Here is a 23,676-nt window from a genome sequence, read left to right as displayed (position 1 = left end):
TCATATTGCATTCAGTAAAAGAGGATTCTTTCACCTCGCGGCTAAAGGACAGGGCCTTTATCTGTGCCGCGTGAAACTAAGCTTAGTGGACTGAGGCTATCCGGCAAGCCACGGGTAATATTCTGCAACATGATATCCGCCTTTCGGGTCAGATAACGCGACGGAAATCTATAAGCCTTTCTTATCATTTTAAAATTCGACGCCCAGAAAGTTGTTTCATTTTGCTACAGCACCTTATAGTAACCATGTTGTTATAAATCAAAGAAATGCCGTTCATTTTTGCAGTCTGGCCGTGATGTCATATCTTTAAATGAACGCAGCGATCCGCTGTCAGAAAAACCAACGAGGAGTGATGCAAAATGGCAAAAGTTCTGGTGCTCTATTATTCCATGTATGGACACATTGAAACCATGGCTCACGCGGTAGCAGAAGGTGCAAACAGAGTGGACGGCGTTGAGGTTGTGGTAAAACGCGTACCGGAAACCATGCAGGCGGAAGCGTTCGCCAAAGCCGGGGGAAAAACACAAAATGCCCCGGTCGCGACCCCGCAGGAGCTGGCGGAGTATGATGCCATTATCTTCGGCACCCCGACCCGCTTCGGCAATATGTCAGGCCAGATGCGTACCTTCCTCGATCAAACCGGCGGGCTCTGGGCATCCGGGGCGCTGTACGGCAAACTCGCCAGCGTATTCAGCTCTACCGGTACCGGCGGCGGCCAGGAGCAGACGATTACCTCAACCTGGACTACCCTTGCTCATCATGGGATGGTGATTGTGCCAATTGGCTACGGCGCGCAGGAGCTGTTTGACGTTTCCCAGGTGCGCGGCGGGACGCCGTACGGCGCAACCACCATTGCCGGTGGGGATGGCTCACGTCAGCCAAGCAATGAAGAACTCTCTATCGCCCGCTATCAGGGTGAATACGTCGCGGGTCTCGCTAAAAAACTGAACGGCTAACCCAACAGGAGGAAAAGTATGCCAACACAGGAATCCAAAGCTCACCACGTGGGCGAATGGGCAAGTTTACGCAACACCTCTCCGGAGATTGCCGAAGCCATCTTTGAAGTCGCGAACTACGACGAAAAGCTGGCCGAGCAGATTTGGGAAGAAGGCAACGATGAAGTGCTGATTCGCGCCTTCGAAAAAACGGACAAAGACTCGCTCTTCTGGGGCGAGCAAACCATCGAACGTAAAAACGTCTAAGCGTTTCCCCCCGCCGCAGCGGGGGGGTTCTCTTTTACTTCGCCGCGTTATTCATGACCGCATTGAATTTATCAACCGGACAGAAGCCGTTCGCGTCCACCGGACAGCCCTTCAGCTCCAGCGTCACGCGCTGCGCGGGCGACTGCAATGACAGCACGCTGGCGTTGCGTAGCTGCTCCGCGCTCTGGTAGACATACTCAATTTTCATCAGCTCCTGATTGCTGTTTTTGTCGTGCCAACGCTGGAAGACAATCTTGCCGCCAATCGGGGTCCGTTCCTGCTGGTCATGCAGCTGATACGGCTTGAAATCCAGCGCGGTGAGCAGTGAAGCGATGTTCGAATCGTGCCCTACCAGCAGAGTAATCTTAGGCGCTTTCGCCTGTTCGGTGACCAGCGTTTTATCGATATATTTCACCAGCGGCTTCGCCACGTTTTGCGCCACCTCGGTTGAGGTAAACAGCGAGTCCTGATAGCCGTTCTTCAGCTTCGACAGCACGCGCCACTGCTGGTCGGTCTTGATTTCGCCCCAGGCCACCTGGTCAGCCGGGAAGCCTTCGTAATACTGCAGCGTGAACGCGTCCACCAGCGAGTTACCCACCTTCAGCGGCCCGGATACGCCCGGCTCTTTTTCATAGTCGGCGCTGAAGGTATCTTTCGCGTCCGCCAGCGAGCAGACCTTTTTCTCTTTGCAGGACGGAGAATCCGCGAAGTTCGTCATCAGCTCCAGCAGCTTGTAGCTTTCTGCGAGCTGCATTTTCTGCCGCTCCGTCTCCATCGCCTTGAGGGCTTTTTCACGGAATTCCGGCGAGTTATCGGTAATCACCGGATTGAAGGTCGGATCCATGGTGCCCATTTTTTCCTGATGGTGCACGGGAACGTCGCAGCCCGGGAATGCGCCGGTGATAAAGAATTGCGCGGTGGCGACGGTGCGCTGCAGGCTGTTGGCGTAAGCATAAACGCTATCCGCTGGCGGACACGCCCCCGTCTTCACCATCCCCTGCTCTGCCAGCCACTCGCGCATGTAATGGCCCATATAGGCTTCCAGCACGCCGCCTTTGGTGGTGAGCTGACCGCCCGGCACGTCCCACTCCGGCCACTGCTTCGGCGTGGACTGCTCCAGCACGCTGCCGTTGTTAGCGAGCGGTGCGCGCAGGTTGTGACGGCTCATGATTAACACCTGCTCAAGCTGATAGCCTTTCGGCGTCTCCTGCGCCTGTGCGCCAAAGGTCATTGAAAGGGTACCTGCCACGGCCACTGCGAGTAGTGCTTTTCTCATCCCTCGTTCCTCACGTTTTTTTAATATTCCAGTGAGTGTGACAGATTCGTGACAGTTTTTTCGGGAAGCATTTCTCAAACTGATGATTAACGTGCTTACGGTGGGCGCTAATTAGTTTTATAATAAAACCATACCCCACCGGAGACCTGACCGTGAAACGCACCCGCCTCGAAGAGAGCACCTGCCCCGTCGCCCGTTCGCTGGATATCATTGGCGACTGGTGGTCGCTGCTGATCGTTCGCGACGCGCTGCGCGGGATTAAACGCTTCGGTGAGTTTCAGAAAAGCCTCGGTATCGCGAAAAACATGCTCACCTCGCGGCTGAAGCTGCTGGTCGATGAAGGCATCCTCCGGCTTCAGCCCGCCTCCGACGGCAGCGCCTGGCAGGAATACGTTCTGACCGACAAGGGACGCGCGCTCCAGACGGTGCTGGTTGCTCTCTCCCAGTGGGGCAATGAATTTTTGTTCGCGGAAAACGAATGCGGCACCGTTCTCGTCGATAGCGAACAGCGCAAACCCCTGCGTAAACTCGCGCTTATCGCCGACGATGGGCGCGAGCTGACGCCTGAAGAGATCGTGGCTAAACTCCCCTCCTGATCGTTCCCAACGGCAAAAGCACAAAATGCCCGGCAAAATGGTTGCATTATAAAACCAAATAGCAGAGAGTTAATTCAGTTTCATATTGAAACCAAATAACCCACTTTGCTTTGAGGTAACACACAATGACTACGCAAATCACCACCGCCTTAATTACCGGCGCCTCTTCCGGGATCGGGGCCGTCTATGCCGATCGCCTGGCCGCGCGCGGCGCTAACCTGGTCCTGGTCGCCCGCCGCGAGGATCGCCTGAAAACCCTCGCCGCCGACCTGCGCGCGCGCTATGGCGTGGCCGTCGCTATACTGGTGGCCGATCTCAGCGATGAAGCCGGGATCCGCGCCGTGGAAAATGAACTGCGCCACAATACCGCCATCGATACGCTGGTAAACAACGCGGGCACCGCGCAGATGGCCCCGTTCCTCGCGGGCGATGTGGCGCAGCATCAGGCCATCAACACCCTCAACACCACGGCGCTGATGCGTCTGACCTACGCCATCCTGCCCCGCCTGGCGCAGAACAATCGCGGGACGCTGATCAATATCGCCTCGGTGTTATCGCTCCATGTCCGTGCGGGCAGCGCGTTGTACAGCGCCACCAAAGCCTGGGTACTGAGCTTTACCCGCGGACTGCAGGAAGAATTTGCCGATAGCAGCGTGCGCATTCAGGCCGTGCTGCCCGCCGCGACGGCGACGGAGATCTGGAGCCATTCAGGGGTTACGGTGAACGATCTGCCGGAAGGGTCGGTGATGACCACCGATGATATGGTCGATGCTTCACTGGCGGGTCTGGATCAGGGCGAACAGATCACTATTCCGCCGATGCATGACGCCGCCCTGTGGGATCGCTACGAAGCGGCGCGCCTTGAGCTGTTTAACAGCGCGCGCACCGGGGTTCCGGCACCGCGCTACGTGAAACAGTAGCCTAACGCTCAAGCTGGTCGCCGTACTCGCTCATCCAGGCGGCCAGCGGCGAGAGCGCATCCTGGAGGGTTAACCCCAGCTCGGTAATTTGATACTCCACGCGCGGGGGGATTTCCGGGTAGACCGTCCGCGTCACCAGCCCGCGCTGCTCAAACAGGCGGAGCTGCTTCGTCAGCTCTTTCTGCGTGATGGGGGCAGCGGCACGCAGCAGATCGCCAAAGCGTACGGGCGTGTTGAACACAATCAGGCGATAGAGAATGGGGATCGCCCACTTACCGGATATCAGGTTGACAAACTGCGTCATCGGGCAGGTATACGCCTCAGATTTTTTTTCGCAGCACACCTCCAGCATTTCTGCCATAGCACACCTCTTGCCTCGTTAGTATCCATTTGTTACCTGGTTTCCTTTCGATACTAACGTTTCTATAGTGCTTTCTCCAGTGACATTTCAGGAGAAGAACATGGGTCGTTTAACCGATAAATATACGCTGATTACCGGCGGCACCAGCGGCATTGGTCTTGCCACCGCGCAGGCGTTTATCGCCGAAGGCGCGCGAGTCGCCGTGACCGGACGCAACCCGGACACCCTCGCCGAAGCAGAGCGCATTTTGGGCGATAAGGCCTGGGTGATCCCAACCGACGCAGGCTATATCGCGTCGCAAAAAGCGCTGGCGGAAACTCTCGCCGCTCGCTGGCCACGCCTGGACGCGGTGTTTCTCAACGCTGGCGACGTGACGCACGCGCCGCTGGAAGCGTGGCAGGAGGATGCGTGGGACCGCCTGATGGGCATCAACCTGAAGGGACCGTTCTTTTTAATTCAGGCGCTGCTGCCGCTGCTGAATAACCCGTCGTCGGTGATCCTCTGCGGCTCCGTGAGCGCACGCATCGGCCTGCCCACCAGCAGCGTGTATGCCGCGAGCAAGGCCGCCCTCCTGTCGCTGGCGCGTACGCTGTCGGCGGAGCTGCTGCCGCGCGGGATCCGCGTCAACGGGTTGAGCCCCGGTCCGGTGGAAACGCCGGCATTTACGAAGACGGGCTTAAGCGAAGAGACGCTTAACGCGATGATGGCGGAGATCATCAAGCTGGTGCCGCTCGGCAGAATGGGCTCGACGACGGAGCTGGCAAAAGCCGCGCTCTATCTGGCGTCCGACGAGTCGAGCTACACGGTAGGAACGGAGCTGCTGGTGGACGGCGGAATGGGGAGTCTGTAACTCAAAAGGCGCTGATGCCGGTGACCGCGCCGACATACAGCGCCGCCCATGCACAGGCGGAAAGCAGGCTGACGGCGTAAACTTTGACGGCGTTCAGCCTGAGCATCCCCGCCGCCAGCGGCACGACATAACGCAACACCGCCAGAAAGCGCGACGTAAACAGTACGATGACACCGTTTTTTTGCAGCTGATGCTGAACCCGTAAAAACGTAGCGGCATGCTTCGCCGTAAAGCGCGCGACCAGCCGGGTGTGCCCCATCAACTGGCCGATATGGTAGTTCAGCACCGAACCCGCCGTTGCCCCCAGCACCACGGCGAGCCACGCCAGCGCCGGGTGCATGCTCCCCTGGCTGACGCCGATGCCCGCCAGCAGCATCACCGAGGCGGGCGGCAGCACGGAGGAGATTAGCACCGTGGACTTGCTCAGCGCCATTACGAATAACAGCGCGAACAGATGTGCCGGATAAAGCGCAAAATGATTCAGCAGATTATCAAACCACGCCATTTTCCTTCCCCCCGTTAATTAATCCTCCATTTAAAAGGAATAACCTTAAATAAACCCTCAACATTTTATTAATAAGATTTACCTAAACCTTCCTTAAACATTATTTAATTTCCTGAGCGATAAATTTAAACAGGCGTATTATTCCTCACGCTTTACAACGATCTCGTTATGGCGAGGCTCCTGTACAAATACACGTTATCGCTCTGGTGGGTTCGAGAGAACCGGCACAGGGTAAAACAGGCACTGTCGAATCAAGGCTTTGTCAGTATAACTTCCCTTGCGGGATACGGTGTACAGTGCTGAACCCAGGACGTGGGGATCTCCTTTCCGACATGCCCTGTCTTGCTCGCCCCTGAGAGATTTTATTATTCAAAGGGAATTCACTATGTCTTACGCTATTCACAACCACAACCTGGCATTCAATGACAGCGCGGTCGCGCAATATATGAATACCGATTTTATTGTCCTCGACGTTTCATTATGCGTGGCGCTGGCGCGCGAGCAATTCTTCGAAAAATTAAAAGACGATGATATTCCGTCGCATATTTTTATTGAAGACCATGGACGCCTGGCGGGCATGGTTGCGGTACGCAAATTATTGCAGGTCACGGATACCGTGCAGCCAATTAAAAGCCTGATGATTTCGCAGTTTTTGCAGGTCAAACCGGAAGATGAACGAGCCGATGTCGCCAGACTTCTGGCCCACGGCGACGCGGACGTCGTGCCGGTGGTGACCCACGGCAAGCTCGTCGGCTGCCTGACCGAGCGCGAAATCGCCCATCTGCTGGAAGATGACGTTACCGAAGACGCCCAGCTTCAGGGGGCGACGCTGCCGCTGGAGAAGCCCTATCTGGAAACCAGCGCCTTCAGCCTGTGGAAGAAACGCTCCGTCTGGCTGCTGCTACTGTTTGTCGCGGAAGCCTACACCAGCTCGGTGATCCAGCACTTCGAAGAGGCGCTGGAGTCTGCCATCGCGCTGGCGTTCTTTATTCCGCTGCTGATCGGCACGGGTGGCAACAGCGGAACGCAGATCACCTCCACGCTGGTGCGCGCCATGGCGCTGGGTGAAGTGCATCTGCGCGACGTAGGCCGCGTGCTGCGCAAAGAGATGACCACCTCGCTGATGATTGCCGTGACGCTCGGTATTGCCGGGTGCATCCGCGCCTGGATGATGGGTATCGGGCTGGAAATTACGCTTATCGTCAGCCTGACGCTGGTATGCATTACGCTCTGGAGCGCGATTGTGTCGTCAGTGATCCCGATGGTGCTCAAGCGCTGCGGTATTGACCCGGCGGTCGTCTCCGCGCCGTTTATCGCGACGCTTATCGACGGTACCGGGCTGATTATCTACTTTAAGATCGCGCAGTATACGCTGGGGCTGGAGTAACGCGATCCGCCAGCTGAATCACCGCACGCGAAAACGCCTCAATCGCCAGCGCAACATCCTCAGCCATCACCGATTCCGCCGGGTGGTGGCTGACTCCGCCCCTGCAGCGCACGAATAGCATGCCCACCGGCCAGCGTTCCGCGATGGCAATCGCATCGTGGCCCGCGCCGCTGGGCAGCGACAGCGAGCGTCCCTGTACCGATTTTACGGCCTCCCCCAGCACGTTCTGCAGGTGCAGATCGCACGGCGTGGCGGCAATGCGGTAAAACTCCTCGGCGCTAAATGCCAGCCCGCGGCGCGATGCGATCGCCCGGGCATGTTCCAGCAGGTCGTTGAGCAACCTGTCCAGCGGTGCATCCTGCGGGCCGCGAATATCGAGCGAGAGCTGAACCTCACCGGGGATCACGTTCACCGCTCCCGGCAGACAGCGCAATTCCCCGACCGTCGCCACCAGGTTGCCGCCCTGCTGTCGGGTAGCGTTTTCAATGATAACCATCCACTCGGCGGCGGCGGCCAGCGCGTCTCTGCGGTGGAGCATCGGCACGGTTCCCGCATGTCCGGCCTCGCCGGTGAAGCGACAGTTCAGGCGACGGGCGCCGTTAATGGCTTCCACCACGCCAAGCGCGAGCGCCTCCTGCTCAAGGCACGGCCCCTGCTCAATATGCAGCTCGAGATAGGCGCTGAAATCTTCCTGACGCCTTGCGGCATGCGACACGCGGGCAGGATCGAGCCCCGCCTGTGTCATCGCCTGCGCCACGCTGATGCCGCTGGCGTCAGTTTTTTCCAGCCAGCCCTGCGGCCAGGTGCCCGTCAGCCCCCGGCTGCCTAACAGCGTAATGCCGAAGCGGGTGCCCTCTTCATCGCAAAAGCCGACAATCTCGATGGCCTGCGCCAGATGCATTCCCTGCTGATGCAGGCTGTCCACCACTTCAATGGCCGTGAGCACCCCGAGCATGCCGTCGTAGCGTCCCGCGTTGCGCACGGTATCCAGATGCGATCCAAGCAGCACCGCCTGCGCCCCTTCCTGCGCCCCCTCATAGCGTCCACAGATGTTGCCCACGCTGTCCTGCCAGACGGTCATGCCCGCCTGGCTCATCCACTGCCCCACCAGCTGGTTGGCCTGCTGATGCTGCACCGAGAGATAGACCCTGGTCAGCGCATCCGGGGTTTCGCTGATGGCGGCCAGCGCGTCGGCGCGCGCCATCACCCGTTCTGCCGCCGTACTCATTGCGGCGTCTCGCGGCGATAGTGGTCCCACGCGGCCTGCATCGCCGCACCCTGCGTGGTGGTGAATTTCAGGTAGTTCAGCACCGACTCCAGCGCGCTCAGGGTGGTCATCACGCAGTCCTTGCGCGCGTTATAGCCCATGGTGCCGATGCGCCACACCTTGCCGTGCAGCGGGCCAAACGAGGTGCCGATCTCAATCCCGAAATCCTCCAGCATCAGCTTACGCACCTGGTCGCCGTTGATGCCCTGCGGGATGACCACGCCCAGCACGTTGTTCATCTTGTGCTTCAGATCGCCAAAGGTCTCCAGCCCCATCGCCTGAATGCCCTTCAGCAGCGCATCGCCGTGCAGCCTGTGGCGGGCGATGCCGTTATCCAGCCCTTCCTGCAGGATTAGACGCGCGCACTCGCGGGCGCCAAACAGCGCGGTGGTCGCTTCGGTGTGGTGGTTGAGGCGCTCCGGCCCCCAGTAGTCCATCACCATGCCGAGATCGAAATAGTTGGAGTAGATCATCTCCTCATCGCCGTCTCGGTGGGCGTCGGTGCGAATGCCCTCCTCAACGCATTTGCGGCGGCGGATCGCCTCCTCCATGCGCGCGCTCAGGGTGATCGGCGACGTGCCCGACGGGCCGCCGAGGCACTTCTGCATCCCGGCTGAGACGCCGTCCAGCCCCCAGGCGTCGGTCTCCAGCGCGTTGCCGCCGAGCGACGCGGTGGCATCGGTGTAAAACAGCACGTCGTAGCGGCGGCAGATGGCGCCGAGCTCCGCGAGCGGCTGCAGCATGGTGGTGGAGGTGTCGCCCTGCACGGTCAGCAGCAGGCGCGGACGAATACGCTTAATCGCATCCTCCACCTGTTCCGGGGTGAACACCTCGCCCCACGGCACCTCGATGGTGTGCACCTCCGCGCGGCAGCGGCGGGCAATTTCGCACAGCAGGTGTCCAAAGCGGCCAAAGACCGGCACCAGCACTTTATCTCCGGGGCGGATGGCGGAGACCAGAATGGCTTCAATCCCCGCCCGGGAGGTGCCGTCCACCAGCATCGTCCAGCGGTTCTCGGTGCGAAACACACCGCGATAGAGCGCCATCACCTCGTTCATGTAGTGGGTCATGGCCGGATCGTACTGGCCGATCAGCTGGCTCGACATGGCGCGCAGCACGCGCGGGTCGGCGTTGATCGGCCCCGGCCCCATCAGCAGGCGCTGGGGCGGGTTGATTTGCGGAAAGTGTGCGATATCCATTGTTAAGTCCTTATCAGTTGAGGCCGCGCACGGAGGAGATGAACTGCTTCAGTTCCGTGGTCTGCGGGTTGGCGAACAGCGTTTTGCTGTCGCCCTGCTCCCAGACTTTCCCCTGGTGCATAAACACCACGCGGTCGCCCACTTCGCGGGCAAAATTCATTTCATGGGTCACGAGAATCAGGGTCATCCCCTCGGCCGCCAACTGCTCCAGCACCTTGAGCACTTCGCCCACCAGCTCCGGGTCGAGCGCGGAGGTGATCTCGTCGCAGAGTAAAACTTTCGGCGACATCGCCAGCGCGCGGGCAATAGCCACGCGCTGCTGCTGGCCGCCGGAGAGGCTCGACGGGTAGTAATCCAGACGATCGCCAAGCCCCACTTTCTCCAGCATGCGCTGGGCCAGTTCGTGGCATTCGGCGGCGCTTTTCTTCAGCACCCGACGCGGGGCGAGCATCACGTTTTCCAGCGCCGTCATGTGCGGGAACAGGTTGAAGCTCTGAAACACCATCCCGACCGAGCGGCTGATTTCGCGCGCCTGAGAATCCCGGTCGGTAATGGTCATGCCGCCCAGCTTGATGCTCCCGTCCTGATACCCTTCCAGGCCGTTGATGCAGCGCAGCAGCGTGCTTTTGCCCGATCCGCTGCGCCCGATAATGGAGATCACCTGGCCCATATCGATATCCAGATCGACGCCCTTGAGCACGTGGTTATCGCCGTAGTACTTCTGCACCTGATTAATGGTGATGAGAGGCATTGAATTTGGTCTCCAGATAGCGGCTGTAGCGCGACAGCGGATAACACAGAATAAAGTAGCCCAGCGCCACTAGCGCAAAGACCTTAAACGGCTGATAGGTCACGTTGGTCAGCATGGTGCCAGCCTTGGTCAGCTCGATGAAGCCGATAATCGATGCCAGCGCGGTACCTTTGATCACCTGCACCGCAAAGCCCACCGTCGGGGCGATGCCGATGCGCAGCGCCTGCGGAGCGACCACGCGAAACAGGGTCTGGCCGAAGGTCAGGCCCAGGCAGCGCGAGGCTTCCCACTGCCCCTTCGGCAGGGCGCGAATGCTGCCGTACCAGATATCGAGCAGAAATGCGCTGGTGTAGAAGGTTAACGCCAGCGAGGCGGCGGTCCACGGCGAAACGTCGATGCCGAACAGCGCCACGCCGAAGAAGGCCAGGAACAGCTGCATCAGCAGCGGCGTGCCCTGAAACAGCTCGATATAGCCGCGGATAATGCGCTTCACCGTGCGACCGCCCGTCAGGCGCAGCAGCAGGAGCGGCAGCGTTACCACCGCCCCGCCGACAAACGCCACCAGCGACAGCAGTACCGTCCAGCGTCCGGCCAGCAGCAGGTTGCGAATAATGTCCCAGTCGGTAAAGGTGGTCATCATGCCTGCACCCCCAGCCATTTGCGTCCTGCCGCCATCATCAGCTGGCGCAGGGTAATCGACAGCGCTAAGTAAATCCCGGTTGTCACCAGATAGACCTCAAAGCTCAAAAACGTTCTGGACTGGATCAGGTTAGCGGCGAAGGTCAGCTCTTCATAGGAGACCTGCGACACCACCGACGAGCCGAGCATCACGATGATGCACTGGCTCACCAGCGCCGGATAAATGCGCTGCAGCGCGGGCGGCAGCACCACGCGAATAAACGTCTGCAGACGGGTCAGCCCCAGCACGCGCCCGGCCTCCCACTGTCCTTTCGGCGTGACCTGAATGCCCGCGCGGATAATTTCGGTGCTGTACGCGCCCAGGTTCACCACCATTGCCAGCAGCGCCGCCTCCCCCGCCGTCATCTTCAGGCCAAGATTCGGCAGGCCGAAGACGATGAAAAACAGCTGCACCACAAACGGCGTGTTGCGGATGATCTCCACGTAGCCGCCCCAGATCCGGCTGTACCAGGTGGTGCGTCCGCTGCGGATCGCCGCGCCGAAAATCCCGATTGCCAGCCCGCCGACGGTTGCCATTACCGTCAGCTGAATGGTGACCCACAATCCCGCCAGCAGCTCCGGCCAGTGCGGCCAGAGGGCTGAAAAATCAAGTTGCTCCGTCATCGGCTCAGGCGCCAAGGTTTGCCGGCAGCGGGGCCTTCAGCCATTGCTCGGACAGGCCGTTCAGCGTGCCGTCCTTGATGCCCTGCTCAATCAGCGCATCCACTTTCGCCTTCAGGGCCGGTTCGTTCTTCTTCAGGCCGATAAAGCACGGTGAGTCTTTCAGCATAAAGCTCGGCACCGGGGCTTTATCCGCGTTCTGGCGCGAAATGGCCGCCACCACGAGGTTGCCGGTCGCCACGTACTGCACCTGGCCGGAGAGATAGGCCGAAAGCGTGGTGTTGTTGTCTTCGTAGCGTTTCACGTTGGCGTCTTTCGGTGCCAGGCCGGTCAGCACCATATCCTCCACCGCCCCGCGCGTCACGCCGATGGTTTTTCCGCTCAGCGCGGCGGCGTCCTTCAGCTCGGCGCCTTTCGGGCCAAACACGCCGAGGAAGAACGGTGCGTAGGCGCGGCTGAAGTCGATCACCTTCTCGCGCTCCGGGTTTTTACCGAGGCTGGAAATGACCAGGTCCACCTTATCGGTTTGCAGGTACGGCACGCGGTTGGCGCTGGTCACCGGCACCAGCTGCAGCTTGAGCTTCATCCGTTTCGCCAGATAGCGCGCCATGTCTATGTCGTAGCCCTGCGGCTGCAGATCGGTCCCCACCGAGCCAAACGGCGGGAAATCCTGCGGAACGGCAATGCGAATGGTGCCGCGCTTCTCGATATCCTGAAGCTGGTCAGCCTTTGCCGGCAGCTGAGTGAAGAGACAGGCGGCCCCGGCCAGTGCAATAAACAGTTTTTTCATGGTGCTTCCCCGTAACGTTAACATGAAACAAAAGATTCTTTGAATGTGATTTTGCAACTAATGTGCCAGGTAAGGCGAAGCGGGGAATTTTCTCTTAAAGCCTGATAAAACGCGGACGGGGCGAAAATAATCTCTATTTTCGCCCCGTTCAATTGCACCATTTCAATGCAAAGCACCAGCCTGATGCCCCATTATCGTTGTTCGAGTTCGTCCAGCTGCTGGTAGAGGGAGGCAATCTCGTGAATGCGCGGGCGGCCTTTATCGAGAATGTCATGCAGGAAGGCGTTCGCCAGCAGGTTGATCAGGCTGTTGACCGAGGAATAACTGTCATAGGCGGAGACGCTGTCCAGCGGGGCGCAGAGCTGCCAGCTCGCCAGCGGAAACAGGCTGTGGGCCTGCGGCTCGCACATCAGCAGCACCGGAATGCCGCTACTCTGAAGCTGCTGCATCAGCGGACGAATGATGCGCGGGCGGCGGCGGAAAGCCATCATCACCACCAGATCGTCCGGCGTTAAGTCCACCAGCTCCTCGCTCAGGCTCTGCCCCGGCTGCGGCAGGACCAGCACCTGACCGCGCGCCTGCAGCAGCTGCTGGCGCAGGTGGAGCGCCGCCGGATAGGCGTTACGCATGCCGATAATCACAATGCGCCGCGCCTTGACCATGCAGGCCATGGCGTCGGCAAACTGCTGCGCGTCAAGGGCATTGACCCACTGGGTCAGGTTCGCCATCTCCTGCTTGTAGTGGCGCGCCAGCAGCGTGTTGCCCTGCACCGCGTCGCGGTTATCGGTGAGCGGCATCCCGCTCTGGCGCAAGGTGCGCAGCTCGTCGCGCATATCCTTATATTTCTCATAGCCCAGACGCTTGAACAGGCGGCTGACCGTGGCTTTCGACACCCCGCTCAGCTGCGCCAGCTCGGCGCTGTTGTAGCTGATCAGGTCGTCAAAATGGTCGAATATAAAGTCTGCCACCCGTTGCTCCTGCGGCGACAGCGACGGGTATTGTGCTTTCAGACGTTCATCCAGTTGTTCCATAGCGCCTCTGTAACTTTTGTTTCATCACATTATACCTTTCTTTATACGTATTCATTATACGTGCCAGCTTACTGAAACTTTTCTTTCAGAACTGGAACAGCTTTTGCAGCGCCTTGTGACTTTCAGTGTTACGAGGACTTCTCATGCAAAGCAACGTCTCCACGCACGGCATGGCCGTTGCGCCCCACCATCTTGCCAGCCAGAGCGCGCTGGCGGTGTTGCGCGAAGGCGGCAGCGCGATTGAAGCGATGGTCGCGGCGGCGGCCACCATCGCCGTGGTTTACCCCCACATGAACGGGCTGGGCGGCGATGGCTTCTGGCTTATCGTGCCGCCAGAAGGCGACCCGATCGCCATTGATGCCAGCGGCGCGGCGGGATCGCGCGCGACGTTTGCCGCCTACAACGGGCACAAGCACATTCCTCATCGCGGACCGCAGGCGGCGCTGACCGTCGCCGGCACGGTGAGCGGCTGGGACGAGGCGCTGAAGGTCTCCCGCGAGATGACCGGCAAGTCGCTGCCGCTGGCCCGCCTGCTGGCCGACGCCATTGACTATGCGCAAAACGGCACCCCGGTCACGGCCTCACAGGCCCATGCCACGGCCAGTAAATTCGACGAGCTTAAGGCCATCCCCGGCTTCGCGGAAACGTGGCTGGTGAACGGTAAGCCGCCGCAGGTCGGGAGCCGTTTTTACCAGCCCGCCATGGCCTCAACCCTGACGCGCCTCGTAGAGGACGGTCTGGACAGCTTCTATCGCGGCCCGCTGGCGGACGTGCTGGCGCACGGTATGGAGACGCTGGGCATGCCCGTGACGCTGGCCGATCTTAACGCGCACGTTGCCCGGCGCACCGCGCCGCTGAAGCTGCAGCATCAGCAGGGGGAGATCTTTAACCACGCCCCGCCGACGCAGGGGCTGGTCTCGCTGGCGATACTCGGCATCACCGACCGCCTGAATATGGCGGAGGCCGACGACGCGGACACCATTCACCGCATCGTTGAAGCCACCAAGCTGGCCTTTGGCCTGCGCGATGCCCACATTACCGACCCGCGTGAGCTGAAAACCGAGATTCAGGAACTGCTGGATCCCGCCGCCCTGCAGGCGCTTGCCGACAGGGTTGACGACGGCCACGCCGCGCCGTGGGGAACAGGAAAAGGGCCTGGCGATACCGTGTGGATGGGGGTGATGGATAACAGCGGGCTTGCCGTGTCGTTTATCCAGAGTATTTATCACGAGTTCGGCAGCGGCGTGGTGCTGCCCGATACCGGCATCGTCTGGCAGAACCGGGGGGCGTCGTTCAGCCTCGACCCCGCTCATCTTCTGGCCCTCGCACCGGGCAAACAGCCTTTCCATACCCTGAACCCGGCGGCGGCGCGTCTTAAGGACGGGCGCGTAATGGTCTACGGATCGATGGGCGGTGACGGACAGCCGCAAACCCAGGCCGCGCACTTTACCCGCTACGTGGTTCAGGGCGTGCCCTTGCAGGAAAGCATTTCCCGCCCGCGCTGGCTGCTGGGGCGCACCTGGGGACAAACCTCAGACACGTTAAAGCTGGAAGGACGCTTTAGCGCTGAGACGGTCTCACGGCTTCAGGTACTCGGACATGAGGTAGAAATATTCCCTGACTTCAGTGAAGCGATGGGCCACGCGGGCGCGATTGTCCGGCACCCCAACGGGCTGTTTGAAGGGGCGTTTGACCCGCGCAGCAACGGCGCGGCCGCCGGATACTGAGGAGAAAACAATGACGACACAACAACCCGACTGGCAGGCGTATCTTGCGCAAATGGAGTCCGTACTCGGCGTGACGCTGGACGATGCCCGCCGCGCCGAGCTGCAGTTGCAGTTCAGCCGCATTGCCAGCATGGCCGCCCCGCTGATGGCGCTGCCGCTAGACGACCGTCTGGAGATCGCAGGAGTGTATAAAGCATGACGCTACACGAGATGAGTATCAGCGACATTCAACAGGCGCTGAGCGCGGGCGAGCTGAGCGCCCATGAGATTGCCCGCCAGACGCTGGAGGCGATTGGGTGCGTTAATCCGCAGATCAATGCCTGGACCACCGTGACGGAAGCACGCATGCTCGCCGAGGCCGAGAACATCGACACCCTGCGCCGCGAGAAGCGCCCCCTGCCGCCGCTGGCGGGCGTGCCCTACGCGGTGAAAAACCTGTTCGACGTTGCCGGACACACCACCCTCGCGGGCGCCGAGCTGTTCAGCCAGCGTCCCGCTGCGGCCGCTGACAGCTTCGCCGTGCGCCAGCTGCGCAGCGCGGGCGGGCTGCTGTCCGGGATGGTGAATATGGACGCCTACGCCTACGGCTTTACCACCGAGAACAGCCACTACGGCGCGACGCGTAACCCGCACGACCTGACGCGCATTGCGGGCGGGTCCTCTGGCGGTTCAGCCGCCGCCGTAGCCGCCGGGCTGGTGCACTTTTCGCTCGGCACCGACACCAACGGGTCGATTCGCGTTCCGGCCTCCCTGTGCGGCATCTATGGCCTCAAGCCCACCTTTGGCCGCCTGTCACGATCCGGCAGCCATCCGTTTGTCGCGAGCCTGGATCATATCGGCCCCTTCGCCCGCCGCGTGTGCGACCTGGCGTCCGTGTACGACGCGCTGCAGGGCCGGGACAGCAGCGACCGTTTTCAGGCAGAGAGCTCGCGCGAGCAGACGCGCCCCCTGCTAGACCGCGGGCTTGACGGCCTGCGCTGCGCGGTGCTCGGCGGCTACTTCACCACCTGGTGCGACGCACAGGCCAGAGACGCCGTGGCGCGGGTGGCGAAGGCGCTCGACGTGCAGGATGAGCTGCAGTTTCCGGACGCCGAGCTGGCGCGCTCCGCGGCGTTTATCATCAGCGCCTCCGAAGGGGGAAATCAGTACCTGCCCGCGCTTCGCCGCGAGCCCGAGCGCTTTGAGCCGCACTCCCGGGAGCGACTGCTGGCAGGCGCGATGATCCCCTCCGCCTGGTATATTCAGGCCCAGCGGTTCCGCGCGCAGGCGCGCCAGGCGTTTCACGCACTGTTTGCCCTGGCCGACGTGCTGATCGCCCCCGCGACGCCGCGCAGCGCCACGCGGATCGGCGAGCAAACCATGGAGATTAACGGTCAGTCGCTCCCCATCCGCGCCAGCATGGGGATGCTGACCCAGCCAATTTCATTTTTGGGCCTGCCCGTGACCACCGTTCCGCTGCGCACCGCACATGGCGCGCCGATTGGCCTGCAGCTGATTGCCGCGCCGTTTAACGAGCAGGCCTGCCTGCGCGTCGCGCGCGTGCTGGAAGAGAGCGGCATCACCGATGCCCGCCCGGCGGAGGTTGCAGCATGATCAATCACGATGACATTAACCTGCCGTGGGTGGTTGCCGAGGTGACCGCCACGTTTTATCGCTATGAAGACGCGCTGGTGAGTAACAACATTGCCGTGCTGGACGAGCTGTTCTGGCACGACAAAAACACGGTGCGTCTGGGGGCGGGTGAAAACCTGTACGGGATCGATGAAATCCGCGCCTTTAGGGCGGCGCGCCCGTCTGCCGGGCTTCAGCGGACGCTGCGCCACACCGTGATTACCACCTTCGGGGAGGATTATGCCGTGTGCAGCACCGAGTTTACCCGTGAAGGTACGGAGCGGATTGGCCGCCAGCAGCAGACGTGGGTAAGGTTTGCCTACGGGTGGCGCATTGTTGCGGCGCAGGTGAGTTTGATGTCGTAGCCGTAGGCCGGGTAAGGCGCAGCCCCCACCCGGCAAAACATCGCACAATTACTTCTGAAACGGATGCACTTCCCGCCAGTGGTCGGCAATCTGCTGGCGGGTACAGACCCACACCCGATCGTGCTGCTGCACGTAATCCAGAAACCGTTGCAGCGCGCGAAAACGCCCCGGCCTTCCCAGCAGGCGGCAGTGCATGCCGATGGACATCATCTTTGGCGCGCTCTCCCCCTCCTCGTACAGCACGTCAAAGCTGTCCTTCAGGTACGTATAGAACTGCTCGGCGGTGTTAAACCCCTGCGCGGTCGCGAAGCGCATGTCGTTCGCATCCAGCGTATAGGGCACGATCAGGTGCGGCTTTTGGGTGCCGTCGCCGCAGGTCACTTCCGTCCAAAAGGGCAAATCATCGCCGTAGTAGTCGCTGTCGTAGTCGAAGCCGCCGTGCTCCACCACCAGCTGGCGGGTGTTGGGGCTGTCGCGCCCGGTGTACCAGCCGGTTGGCGGCTTGCCGAACAGGTCGGTAAGAACCTGCACCGCCTTATGCAGGTGGTCGCGCTCCTGGCTGATGTCCATGTTCTGGTAGTGGATCCAGCGCCAGCCGTGGCTGACCACGTCGTAATCCGCGGCCTTGATCGCCTCCACAATCTCCGGGTGACGCGCCAGCGCCATCGCCACGCCGAAGACCGTCAGCGGCAGGCCGCGCTTTTGAAATTCATTGTGGATCCGCCAGAACCCGGCGCGGCTGCCGTATTCGTAGAGGGAGTCCATCGACATGTGTTTGTCCGGGTAGCTGGCCGCGCCGATGATGTCTGACAGGAACTGCTCGGATCCGGCATCGCCGTGCAGAACGTGGTTTTCCGCCCCCTCTTCGTAATTGAGCACAAACTGCACGGCGATGCGTGCCTGATTCGGCCACCGCGCGTGCGGCGGGTTGCCCGCGTAGCCGCGCAGATCCCGCGGATAATCCTGTTCGAAAAGCTCCATACCACCCCCAAAAGTTAAAATGGATTCAATGCCTGAAAATGCCCGCTTAACGGTTTGTTCTCCGGGAAGGCCAGATCCCCATGCTTGCTGGTCGTGAGCCCCAGCGCCACCAGCGATTCCACCATCTTCACCGCCGCGCTGACGCCGTCGATCACCGGCACGCGCAGCTCGCGGGTCAGCTCCTGCGCAAGGGTCGCCATGCCGCCGCAGCCCAGCACGATGGCGCCGCAGCCATCCTCTTTCAGCGCCTGTATACAGCGCGCGCGCACCTTCTCCTGCGCCAGACCGCTGCCGTCTTCCAGCGCCAGCACCGGAAGGTCGATGGCGTGCAGCGCTGCGCAGTGGTCCTGAAAGCCATACTGGTGCAACAGATGGCGGGCAATAATCAGCGTGCGCGGCAGCGTGGTGACCACCGAAAAGCGCGTAGCGACCAGCGTCGCCATATGCATGGCGGCTTCAGCAATGCCGACTACCGGCCCCTGCGCCAGCTCTCGCGCCGCCAGCAGTCCCGGATCGCCAAAGCAGGCAATCACGTGACCGTCCACGCCCTGCTCCCTGCCTTTTTTGATCTGTTCCAGGACACCAACGGCGGCGATGGCCTCATCAAAGTGGCCTTCTATAGACGGCACGCCCGCGCCCGGACAGACCGCGAGGATCTCCGTTCCCGATGCCGCCACCGCGCGGGCCGCCGCGCCGATGGTTTCCGTCATCGCGAGGCTGGTGTTGGGGTTGATCACTTGTATACAGACAGACATTACGACTCCTTGTGGCCGGCAAACAGCCGGGCAAAATCAGGCAGGCACTCGCCCGCCCGCTCGAAGCAGAGGCTGGCAACGATGTGTTCAAAATGGTGCATGAGGGCATCGCTTAGCGGCTGCAGCGCCTTCTGGCGCAGCAGATCCACAAGCTGTTCGTGGTCGTTGCAGCGACAGCCCTGACGCCACGGCGCGCCCCAGGTGGCAATCACCAGCGAGGAGCGCTGGCTCAGGCTTGTCACCATCTCCGTCAGCACCTGGTTGCCGGAGATGGCCTGCAGTTGTATGTGGAAACTGGCGGAATGTCGGATTGCCGCCGGGCCGTCGTACGCCTCGTGCGCCTGCTGCTCCTGACGAATAATGGCCTCCAGCGCGGCAAGGTGCGGCGGCTGACAGTGCGCCAGCACATCCGGCAGGTTAGCGACCTCCAGCAGCGCGCGGGTGCGGAAGATGTGCCGCGCCTCTTCCACCGTCGGGCTGGCGACGTGTGCACCACGTTTGGGCGTCAGGGTGACCATTTGCACAGCGGCGAGTCGTTGAAGCACCTTGCGGATGCCCGTGCGGCTCACGCCAAACACCTCAGCCAGCGCCTCTTCCGGCAATTTGCTCCCCGGCAGCAGCTGATGTTCCACAATCGCGGTCATCAGCGCCTGGAAGATGGTTTCGTCTTTGTCATGCAGGTCTGGCGCGGTCTGCAGGGCGTTTATGTTGTTCATTCACCACTCCGAATTTTACTTTCCGTTATCGAATCGTATACATAAAAATAAAATATTGCATACAAGTTTTATTATTTTGGCCTGAATCCTGCAACACCGTTTGCACTCCCACTCAACGGGTTTTCATTCACAGGAGCAGGTTTCATGCCAAACAGTCAAAACGCACAGCAGAGTACGGCCGCTGATTCCGGTGCGGTTTACAGCCCACGTCTTTGCAATGAGGATCTGGCACCGACGCGTGACCAGAACTGGAGCTGGTACAACATCTTTTCTTTCTGGATGTCCGACGTTCACAGCATGGGGGGTTACGTTGTTGCCGCGAGCTTCTTTACGCTCGGGCTGGCAAGCTGGCAGGTGCTGCTCTGCCTGCTGGTGGGGATCTGCATTGTGCAGTTGTGCGCCAACCTGGTAGCCAAACCGAGCCAGATGGCGGGCGTGCCCTATGCGGTGATCAGCCGTCAGGCGTTTGGCGTCTTCGGGGCCAATATTCCGGCGGTGATCCGCGGGCTTATCGCCTTTGCGTGGTACGGCATCCAGACCTGGCTTGCCGCCAACGCGCTGATGCTGGTGGTGCTGAAGTTCTGGCCTTCTCTGGCGAGCCTTACCACCGGTGCCTTCCTGGGCCTGTCGCCGCTGGGCTGGATCTGCTTTGCCATCATGTGGGTTCTTCAGGCGATGGTCTTCTGGCACGGCATGAGCGCCATTAAGCGCTTTATTGATATCGCCGGTCCGGCGGTCTATGTGGTGATGCTGGCCCTCGCGGGCTGGATTGTATACAAGACCGGTTTTGACGGGATCTCTTTCACTCTCGCCAGCAAATCCCTGAGCGCGGGCGAGCAAACCTGGCAGATGATCACCGCGATCGCGCTGGTGGTCTCCTACTTCTCCGGCCCGCTGCTCAACTTTGGCGACTTCTCCCGCTACGGGAAAAGCATGGGCGAGATCCGCCGCGGCAACCGCTGGGGGCTGCCGTTTAACTTCCTGCTGTTCTCCATCGTCACCGTGGTGATTGTGTCCGGCACCCAGTCGCTGTTTGGCCGCATGATCACCGATCCGATCGAGACCGTCAGCCACGTGGGCAACGATCTGGCCGTGGCAATTGGCCTGCTGACGATGATCACCGCCACCATCGGGATCAACATCGTCGCGAACTTTGTCTCACCGGCGTTTGATTTCTCTAACTGCTCGCCGCAGAAGATCAGCTTCCGCACCGGAGGGATGATTGCCGCCGTCGGCTCGATCCTGCTCACCCCGTGGAACCTGTTCAACTCGCCGGAGCTCATCCATTACACCCTGGACGTGCTCGGGGCATTTATCGGCCCGCTGTTCGGCATTCTGATTGCCGATTTCTACCTGATTAAGCGCGGCAAGGTGTCGGTAGACGATCTGTTCGACGACACGCCAAAGGGCAAATACTGGTACCGCAACGGCTTTAACCCGAAGGCCATTGGCGCGCTGATCCCATCCGTTGCCGTAGGTCTGGTGATTGGCTTTATCCCGGCCCTGCATGAAGTGGCAAACTTCAGCTGGTTTATCGGCGTCTTCCTCGGCGGCGTGACCTACCGCTGGCTGGCGCGGGAAGAGCGCGAGACGGCAGGGGCAGCCTCGTTCAGCTCCCGCGTGGCGACGCAAAAAGAGTAACCCCTCCCTCCGGCCGCAGTTTATCTGCGGCCCGTTCATTCTGGCACCGTTCTTGCTGAGCTTTTTCACCCCGCTACGCAAACACTAAGGCAGGACCCACGATGGAATACCAGACTGCGATACGCGGTGCATTTTTCGATATCGCCCAGGTCTGCGACAGCGCAGACGCGATTGCCCAACACGCCCGCTACCTTGAGGACGGGCTGCTGTTTATCCAGAACGGAAAAATTCTGGCGCACATGGCGTGGCAGGAGGGCGAGCAGTATCTCGACCCCCACAAAGGCTACACGGACCTGCGCGGCAGGCTGCTGCTGCCCGGTTTTGTCGACACCCACGTTCATTATCCACAAACGGAGATGATCGGCGCCTTTGGCGAACAGCTGCTGGAGTGGCTAACCACCTACACCTTCCCGGTGGAGAGCCAGTTTGCCGATGAAGCCTACGCGAAAGAGATCGCCGAATTTTTCATTAACCAACTGGTGAGCAACGGCACCACCACCGCGCTGGTGTTTTGCACGCTGCATCCGCAATCGGTCGAAGCGCTGTTTACCGAAGCCCTGCGCCTCAACATGCGCCTTATCGCCGGAAAGGTGATGATGGACCGGCACGCGCCGGACTACCTGAGCGAAGATGCAAAGCAGAGCTATCGGCAGACGCGGGAGCTGATCCAGCGCTGGCATCAACGGGGTCGCCTGGGGTATGCCATTACGCCGCGCTTTGCCCCGACGTCCTCACCCGAGCTGCTCGCCGCGGTCAGCCTGCTCAGAGAGGAGTTCCCGGATACCTGGCTGCAGACCCATCTCAGCGAAAACCCAAACGAAGTGGCCTGGATGAACGATCTCTGGCCGGAGCACGAGCGCTATCTGGACGTATATCACCACTACGGCCTGACCGGCGAGCGCAGCGTGTTTGCCCACGCGATTCATCTGCACCACAGCGAGTGGCAGTGCCTGCACGACACCGGTTCGGCGGTGGCGTTTTGCCCCACCTCGAACCTGTTTCTCGGCAGCGGGCTGTTTCGCCTGCCCGCCTGCTGGCAGCACAAGGTGCGGATGGGCATCGGCACCGACGTCGGCGCGGGCACCACCTTCAGCATGCTGCGCACCCTGGGAGAAGCCTACAAGGTCGGCCAGCTTCAGAGCTACCGCCTGCGCGCCAGCGAGGCGTTTTATCACGCCACGCTGGGCGGCGCGCACTCCCTCAGGCTGGACGATAAGATTGGCAACTTCGCCCCCGGCAAAGAGGCGGATTTCGTGGTTATCGATCCTGACGTGACGCCGCTGCAGCGCCTGCGCAATCGCCGCTGTCAGGATATCTACGAGCAGCTATTTGTGCTGATGACCCTGGGCGACGAGCGCAACATCAGTGAGACCTGGGTCAACGGCGAGCGGGTGTGGTCAACTGCCCCGGTAGGTTGACCACCCGCCTGGCGCAATCACAAACGGCAGATGGAAGTGCTCGTCTGCCGCTTCTCCCGCCACAAACTCAATTTGCGCGCAGGGGTAGATCGTCTCCCGGCCGGTTGCGCGAAACCACCCGCCGATCTCCGCCACCAGCCGATAGCGTCCTTTTGGCAGGAATGGGACAAATTCGGTGATGCGGCCATTAGCGTTGGTCACGCCCGTCGCCATGATTTCGCCCTCCCGTTCAAGGTGAACCGTCACGCCCGCTGCGGGCTTGCCCGTCGAAATATCGAGAATATGGGTGCTGAGTGTGCTCATTCGTGGATAACTCCTTCAAGGCGCAGCAGCGTAATTTCCCGCAGCTGTTCCAGCGCCGCCTGAACTTCCTGCACGTCGCTGTTCTCCAGCCGTGCATTCAGTATCTGTAAAATGTCCTCGCCGCTCCGGCCTTTCGCGCGGATCAGAAACACCCGGCCGAAGCGGGCCTCGTAGTGGGCGTTACCCTCGCGCAGCGCCTGCGCAAGCGCCGCGTTACTGTCATTCACCGCGCCCTGCTCCTGACGCGACAGCGCCGCCTCCACCTCTTCACCCGCGGGCTTTTCCCCGATGCGCGGGTGCGCGCTCAGGGCTTGCGCTAACGCCACTTCGTCCCAGCGCTGCATCAGCGCCTGCGCCGCGATCGTCAATTCACTCCGGCTCGGGTAAGGCCGTCCACAAACCAGCGCCTCAGCCCAGCCGGGGAGCGCCACGCAGGGGGTGAGCAGCGCGAGAGCCTCTTTCTCAGGAAGATGATTGAAGTCGTGCAGTGCGATCATAGTGTCTCCTTTATTGTCCTCCTCCGGGTTGTTGCACAAACCACGCCACTCTTGTCGCCGATGTGAAACAGTCGATTCTGTATGGCTGGACAGGAAATTATTGATTCATAAAAAGGCATATTCACCGTGTTTGCGCACCTTAGCAGTGCAAACTCACCTCCCACAACGCCGTTTTCGCCACTCTGCAGCCTGGTACGCAAATTGCTGAATGTTTTTACAACCTGCAAA

General features: G+C 60.7%; 26 protein-coding genes, 1 pseudogene and 1 riboswitch. Of the genes and pseudogenes, 12 read left to right on the top strand and 15 right to left on the bottom strand.

Annotated features, from left to right (window positions below):
* Nucleotides 1-359: 359 nt before the first annotated feature.
* Both wrbA and APT89_RS14365 read left to right on the top strand, forming a co-directional pair.
* Nucleotides 360-956 carry an NAD(P)H:quinone oxidoreductase gene (gene wrbA / locus APT89_RS14370; protein ID WP_041910554.1) on the top strand — a complete coding sequence of 199 codons (597 nt, stop codon included), beginning with the start codon at nt 360-362 and terminating at the stop codon, nt 954-956.
* 18 nt (nt 957-974) lie between these two features.
* Nucleotides 975-1,202, top strand: coding sequence for a YccJ family protein (locus APT89_RS14365; protein WP_028012649.1), 228 nt, complete (start codon nt 975-977; stop codon nt 1,200-1,202).
* A 34-nt stretch (nt 1,203-1,236) separates the two neighbouring features.
* Here APT89_RS14365 and agp read toward each other — a convergent pair whose 3' ends face one another.
* Nucleotides 1,237-2,478 carry a bifunctional glucose-1-phosphatase/inositol phosphatase gene (gene agp, locus APT89_RS14360; protein WP_060572782.1) on the bottom strand — a complete coding sequence of 414 codons (1,242 nt, stop codon included), beginning with the start codon at nt 2,476-2,478 and terminating at the stop codon, nt 1,237-1,239.
* Nucleotides 2,479-2,630: 152 nt separating this feature from the next.
* On the opposite strand from agp, the gene APT89_RS14355 reads away from it, so the two are divergent.
* Complete coding sequence (locus APT89_RS14355) at nt 2,631-3,074, top strand: winged helix-turn-helix transcriptional regulator (RefSeq protein WP_028012647.1); 444 nt, start codon at nt 2,631-2,633, stop codon at nt 3,072-3,074.
* A 125-nt stretch (nt 3,075-3,199) separates the two neighbouring features.
* Nucleotides 3,200-3,994 (top strand): SDR family NAD(P)-dependent oxidoreductase, encoded by a 795-nt coding sequence (locus APT89_RS14350; protein ID WP_028012646.1) that lies wholly within the window; start codon nt 3,200-3,202, stop codon nt 3,992-3,994.
* Nucleotide 3,995: 1 nt separating this feature from the next.
* Here the strand turns inward: APT89_RS14350 and APT89_RS14345 are convergent, their stop codons facing one another.
* The gene (locus APT89_RS14345; RefSeq protein WP_023335206.1) at nt 3,996-4,355 is read right to left on the bottom strand and encodes a winged helix-turn-helix transcriptional regulator; all 360 of its coding nucleotides are present in this window, start codon (nt 4,353-4,355) and stop codon (nt 3,996-3,998) included.
* 100 nt (nt 4,356-4,455) lie between these two features.
* Here APT89_RS14345 and APT89_RS14340 point away from each other — a divergent pair, with 100 nt between their 5' ends.
* Nucleotides 4,456-5,205: an SDR family oxidoreductase gene (locus APT89_RS14340; protein ID WP_060572780.1), complete on the top strand. Its 750-nt coding sequence runs from the start codon at nt 4,456-4,458 to the stop codon at nt 5,203-5,205.
* A gap of 1 nt (nt 5,206) precedes the next feature.
* Here the strand turns inward: APT89_RS14340 and APT89_RS14335 are convergent, their stop codons facing one another.
* A complete protein-coding gene (locus APT89_RS14335; RefSeq protein WP_041910556.1) occupies nt 5,207-5,710 on the bottom strand; it encodes a DedA family protein in 504 nt (167 codons plus the stop codon).
* Nucleotides 5,711-5,865: 155 nt separating this feature from the next.
* A riboswitch (M-box (ykoK) riboswitch) is annotated at nt 5,866-6,035 on the top strand.
* A gap of 60 nt (nt 6,036-6,095) precedes the next feature.
* Here APT89_RS14335 and APT89_RS14330 point away from each other — a divergent pair.
* Entirely contained in the window at nt 6,096-7,097 is a 1,002-nt protein-coding gene (locus APT89_RS14330) for a magnesium transporter (RefSeq protein WP_060572777.1), read from the top strand.
* Here the strand turns inward: APT89_RS14330 and hpxK are convergent.
* The 7 genes from hpxK to hpxU form a co-directional block, all read right to left on the bottom strand.
* Nucleotides 7,063-8,325, bottom strand: coding sequence for an allantoate amidohydrolase (gene hpxK, locus APT89_RS14325; RefSeq protein WP_060572775.1), 1,263 nt, complete (start codon nt 8,323-8,325; stop codon nt 7,063-7,065). The two genes, APT89_RS14330 and hpxK, sit on opposite strands and share 35 nt — an antisense overlap.
* Entirely contained in the window at nt 8,322-9,563 is a 1,242-nt protein-coding gene (locus APT89_RS14320) for a pyridoxal-phosphate-dependent aminotransferase family protein (RefSeq protein ID WP_060572774.1), read from the bottom strand. The genes hpxK and APT89_RS14320 overlap by 4 nt, the downstream gene beginning before the upstream one ends.
* A 13-nt stretch (nt 9,564-9,576) precedes the next feature.
* A complete protein-coding gene (locus APT89_RS14315) occupies nt 9,577-10,314 on the bottom strand; it encodes an amino acid ABC transporter ATP-binding protein (protein WP_060572772.1) in 738 nt (245 codons plus the stop codon).
* Nucleotides 10,295-10,951 carry an amino acid ABC transporter permease gene (locus tag APT89_RS14310; protein WP_014883296.1) on the bottom strand — a complete coding sequence of 219 codons (657 nt, stop codon included), beginning with the start codon at nt 10,949-10,951 and terminating at the stop codon, nt 10,295-10,297. The genes APT89_RS14315 and APT89_RS14310 overlap by 20 nt, the downstream gene beginning before the upstream one ends.
* A complete protein-coding gene (locus APT89_RS14305; RefSeq protein WP_041912033.1) occupies nt 10,951-11,616 on the bottom strand; it encodes an amino acid ABC transporter permease in 666 nt (221 codons plus the stop codon). Before APT89_RS14305 ends, APT89_RS14310 begins: the two co-directional genes overlap by 1 nt.
* A 4-nt stretch (nt 11,617-11,620) precedes the next feature.
* Nucleotides 11,621-12,403, bottom strand: coding sequence for a transporter substrate-binding domain-containing protein (locus APT89_RS14300; RefSeq protein ID WP_060572769.1), 783 nt, complete (start codon nt 12,401-12,403; stop codon nt 11,621-11,623).
* 191 nt (nt 12,404-12,594) lie between these two features.
* Nucleotides 12,595-13,434 carry a MurR/RpiR family transcriptional regulator HpxU gene (hpxU, locus tag APT89_RS14295; protein WP_045261682.1) on the bottom strand — a complete coding sequence of 280 codons (840 nt, stop codon included), beginning with the start codon at nt 13,432-13,434 and terminating at the stop codon, nt 12,595-12,597.
* A gap of 143 nt (nt 13,435-13,577) precedes the next feature.
* Here hpxU and hpxW point away from each other — a divergent pair, with 143 nt between their 5' ends.
* Genes hpxW through hpxZ form a run of 4 tightly spaced genes read left to right on the top strand, consistent with a single transcriptional unit; the run spans nt 13,578 to nt 17,137 of the window.
* On the top strand, nt 13,578-15,161 hold the full coding sequence (hpxW, locus tag APT89_RS14290) for an oxamate amidohydrolase (protein WP_060572767.1): 1,584 nt from the start codon (nt 13,578-13,580) through the stop codon (nt 15,159-15,161).
* 10 nt (nt 15,162-15,171) lie between these two features.
* Nucleotides 15,172-15,360 carry an oxalurate catabolism protein HpxX gene (gene hpxX / locus APT89_RS14285; RefSeq protein ID WP_028012637.1) on the top strand — a complete coding sequence of 63 codons (189 nt, stop codon included), beginning with the start codon at nt 15,172-15,174 and terminating at the stop codon, nt 15,358-15,360.
* Nucleotides 15,357-16,754 carry an AtzE family amidohydrolase gene (locus tag APT89_RS14280; protein WP_060572765.1) on the top strand — a complete coding sequence of 466 codons (1,398 nt, stop codon included), beginning with the start codon at nt 15,357-15,359 and terminating at the stop codon, nt 16,752-16,754. Before hpxX ends, APT89_RS14280 begins: the two co-directional genes overlap by 4 nt.
* A complete protein-coding gene (gene hpxZ / locus APT89_RS14275; protein ID WP_060572763.1) occupies nt 16,751-17,137 on the top strand; it encodes an oxalurate catabolism protein HpxZ in 387 nt (128 codons plus the stop codon). The genes APT89_RS14280 and hpxZ overlap by 4 nt, the downstream gene beginning before the upstream one ends.
* Before the next feature lie 48 nt (nt 17,138-17,185).
* Here hpxZ and puuE read toward each other — a convergent pair whose 3' ends face one another.
* The 3 genes and pseudogenes from puuE to APT89_RS14260 form a co-directional block, all read right to left on the bottom strand.
* A complete protein-coding gene (puuE, locus tag APT89_RS14270) occupies nt 17,186-18,085 on the bottom strand; it encodes an allantoinase PuuE (RefSeq protein ID WP_370529578.1) in 900 nt (299 codons plus the stop codon).
* Nucleotides 18,006-18,873, bottom strand: a pseudogene (locus APT89_RS14265) (aspartate/glutamate racemase family protein); the annotation flags it as partial. The gene puuE and the pseudogene APT89_RS14265, both read right to left, overlap by 80 nt.
* Nucleotides 18,873-19,589 (bottom strand): GntR family transcriptional regulator, encoded by a 717-nt coding sequence (locus APT89_RS14260; protein ID WP_045630054.1) that lies wholly within the window; start codon nt 19,587-19,589, stop codon nt 18,873-18,875. The pseudogene APT89_RS14265 and the gene APT89_RS14260, both read right to left, overlap by 1 nt.
* A 144-nt stretch (nt 19,590-19,733) precedes the next feature.
* On the opposite strand from APT89_RS14260, the gene APT89_RS14255 reads away from it, so the two are divergent.
* Nucleotides 19,734-21,230: an NCS1 family nucleobase:cation symporter-1 gene (locus APT89_RS14255; protein WP_060572757.1), complete on the top strand. Its 1,497-nt coding sequence runs from the start codon at nt 19,734-19,736 to the stop codon at nt 21,228-21,230.
* A 101-nt stretch (nt 21,231-21,331) separates the two neighbouring features.
* Entirely contained in the window at nt 21,332-22,648 is a 1,317-nt protein-coding gene (gene guaD / locus APT89_RS14250; RefSeq protein WP_060572755.1) for a guanine deaminase, read from the top strand.
* Here the strand turns inward: guaD and uraH are convergent.
* Both uraH and uraD read right to left on the bottom strand, forming a co-directional pair.
* On the bottom strand, nt 22,628-22,951 hold the full coding sequence (gene uraH, locus APT89_RS14245) for a hydroxyisourate hydrolase (protein WP_060572752.1): 324 nt from the start codon (nt 22,949-22,951) through the stop codon (nt 22,628-22,630). The two genes, guaD and uraH, sit on opposite strands and share 21 nt — an antisense overlap.
* Nucleotides 22,948-23,448: a 2-oxo-4-hydroxy-4-carboxy-5-ureidoimidazoline decarboxylase gene (uraD, locus tag APT89_RS14240; protein ID WP_060572749.1), complete on the bottom strand. Its 501-nt coding sequence runs from the start codon at nt 23,446-23,448 to the stop codon at nt 22,948-22,950. Before uraD ends, uraH begins: the two co-directional genes overlap by 4 nt.
* Between the last annotated feature and the right edge of the window lie 228 nt (nt 23,449-23,676).

The sequence above is a fragment of the Enterobacter sp. 50588862 genome (assembly GCF_001462935.1).
Taxonomy (GTDB): Bacteria; Pseudomonadota; Gammaproteobacteria; order Enterobacterales; family Enterobacteriaceae; genus Enterobacter; species Enterobacter bugandensis.
The sequence above is the reverse complement of the archived record's forward strand: the minus strand, read 5'-3'. Positions and strand labels throughout refer to the sequence as shown.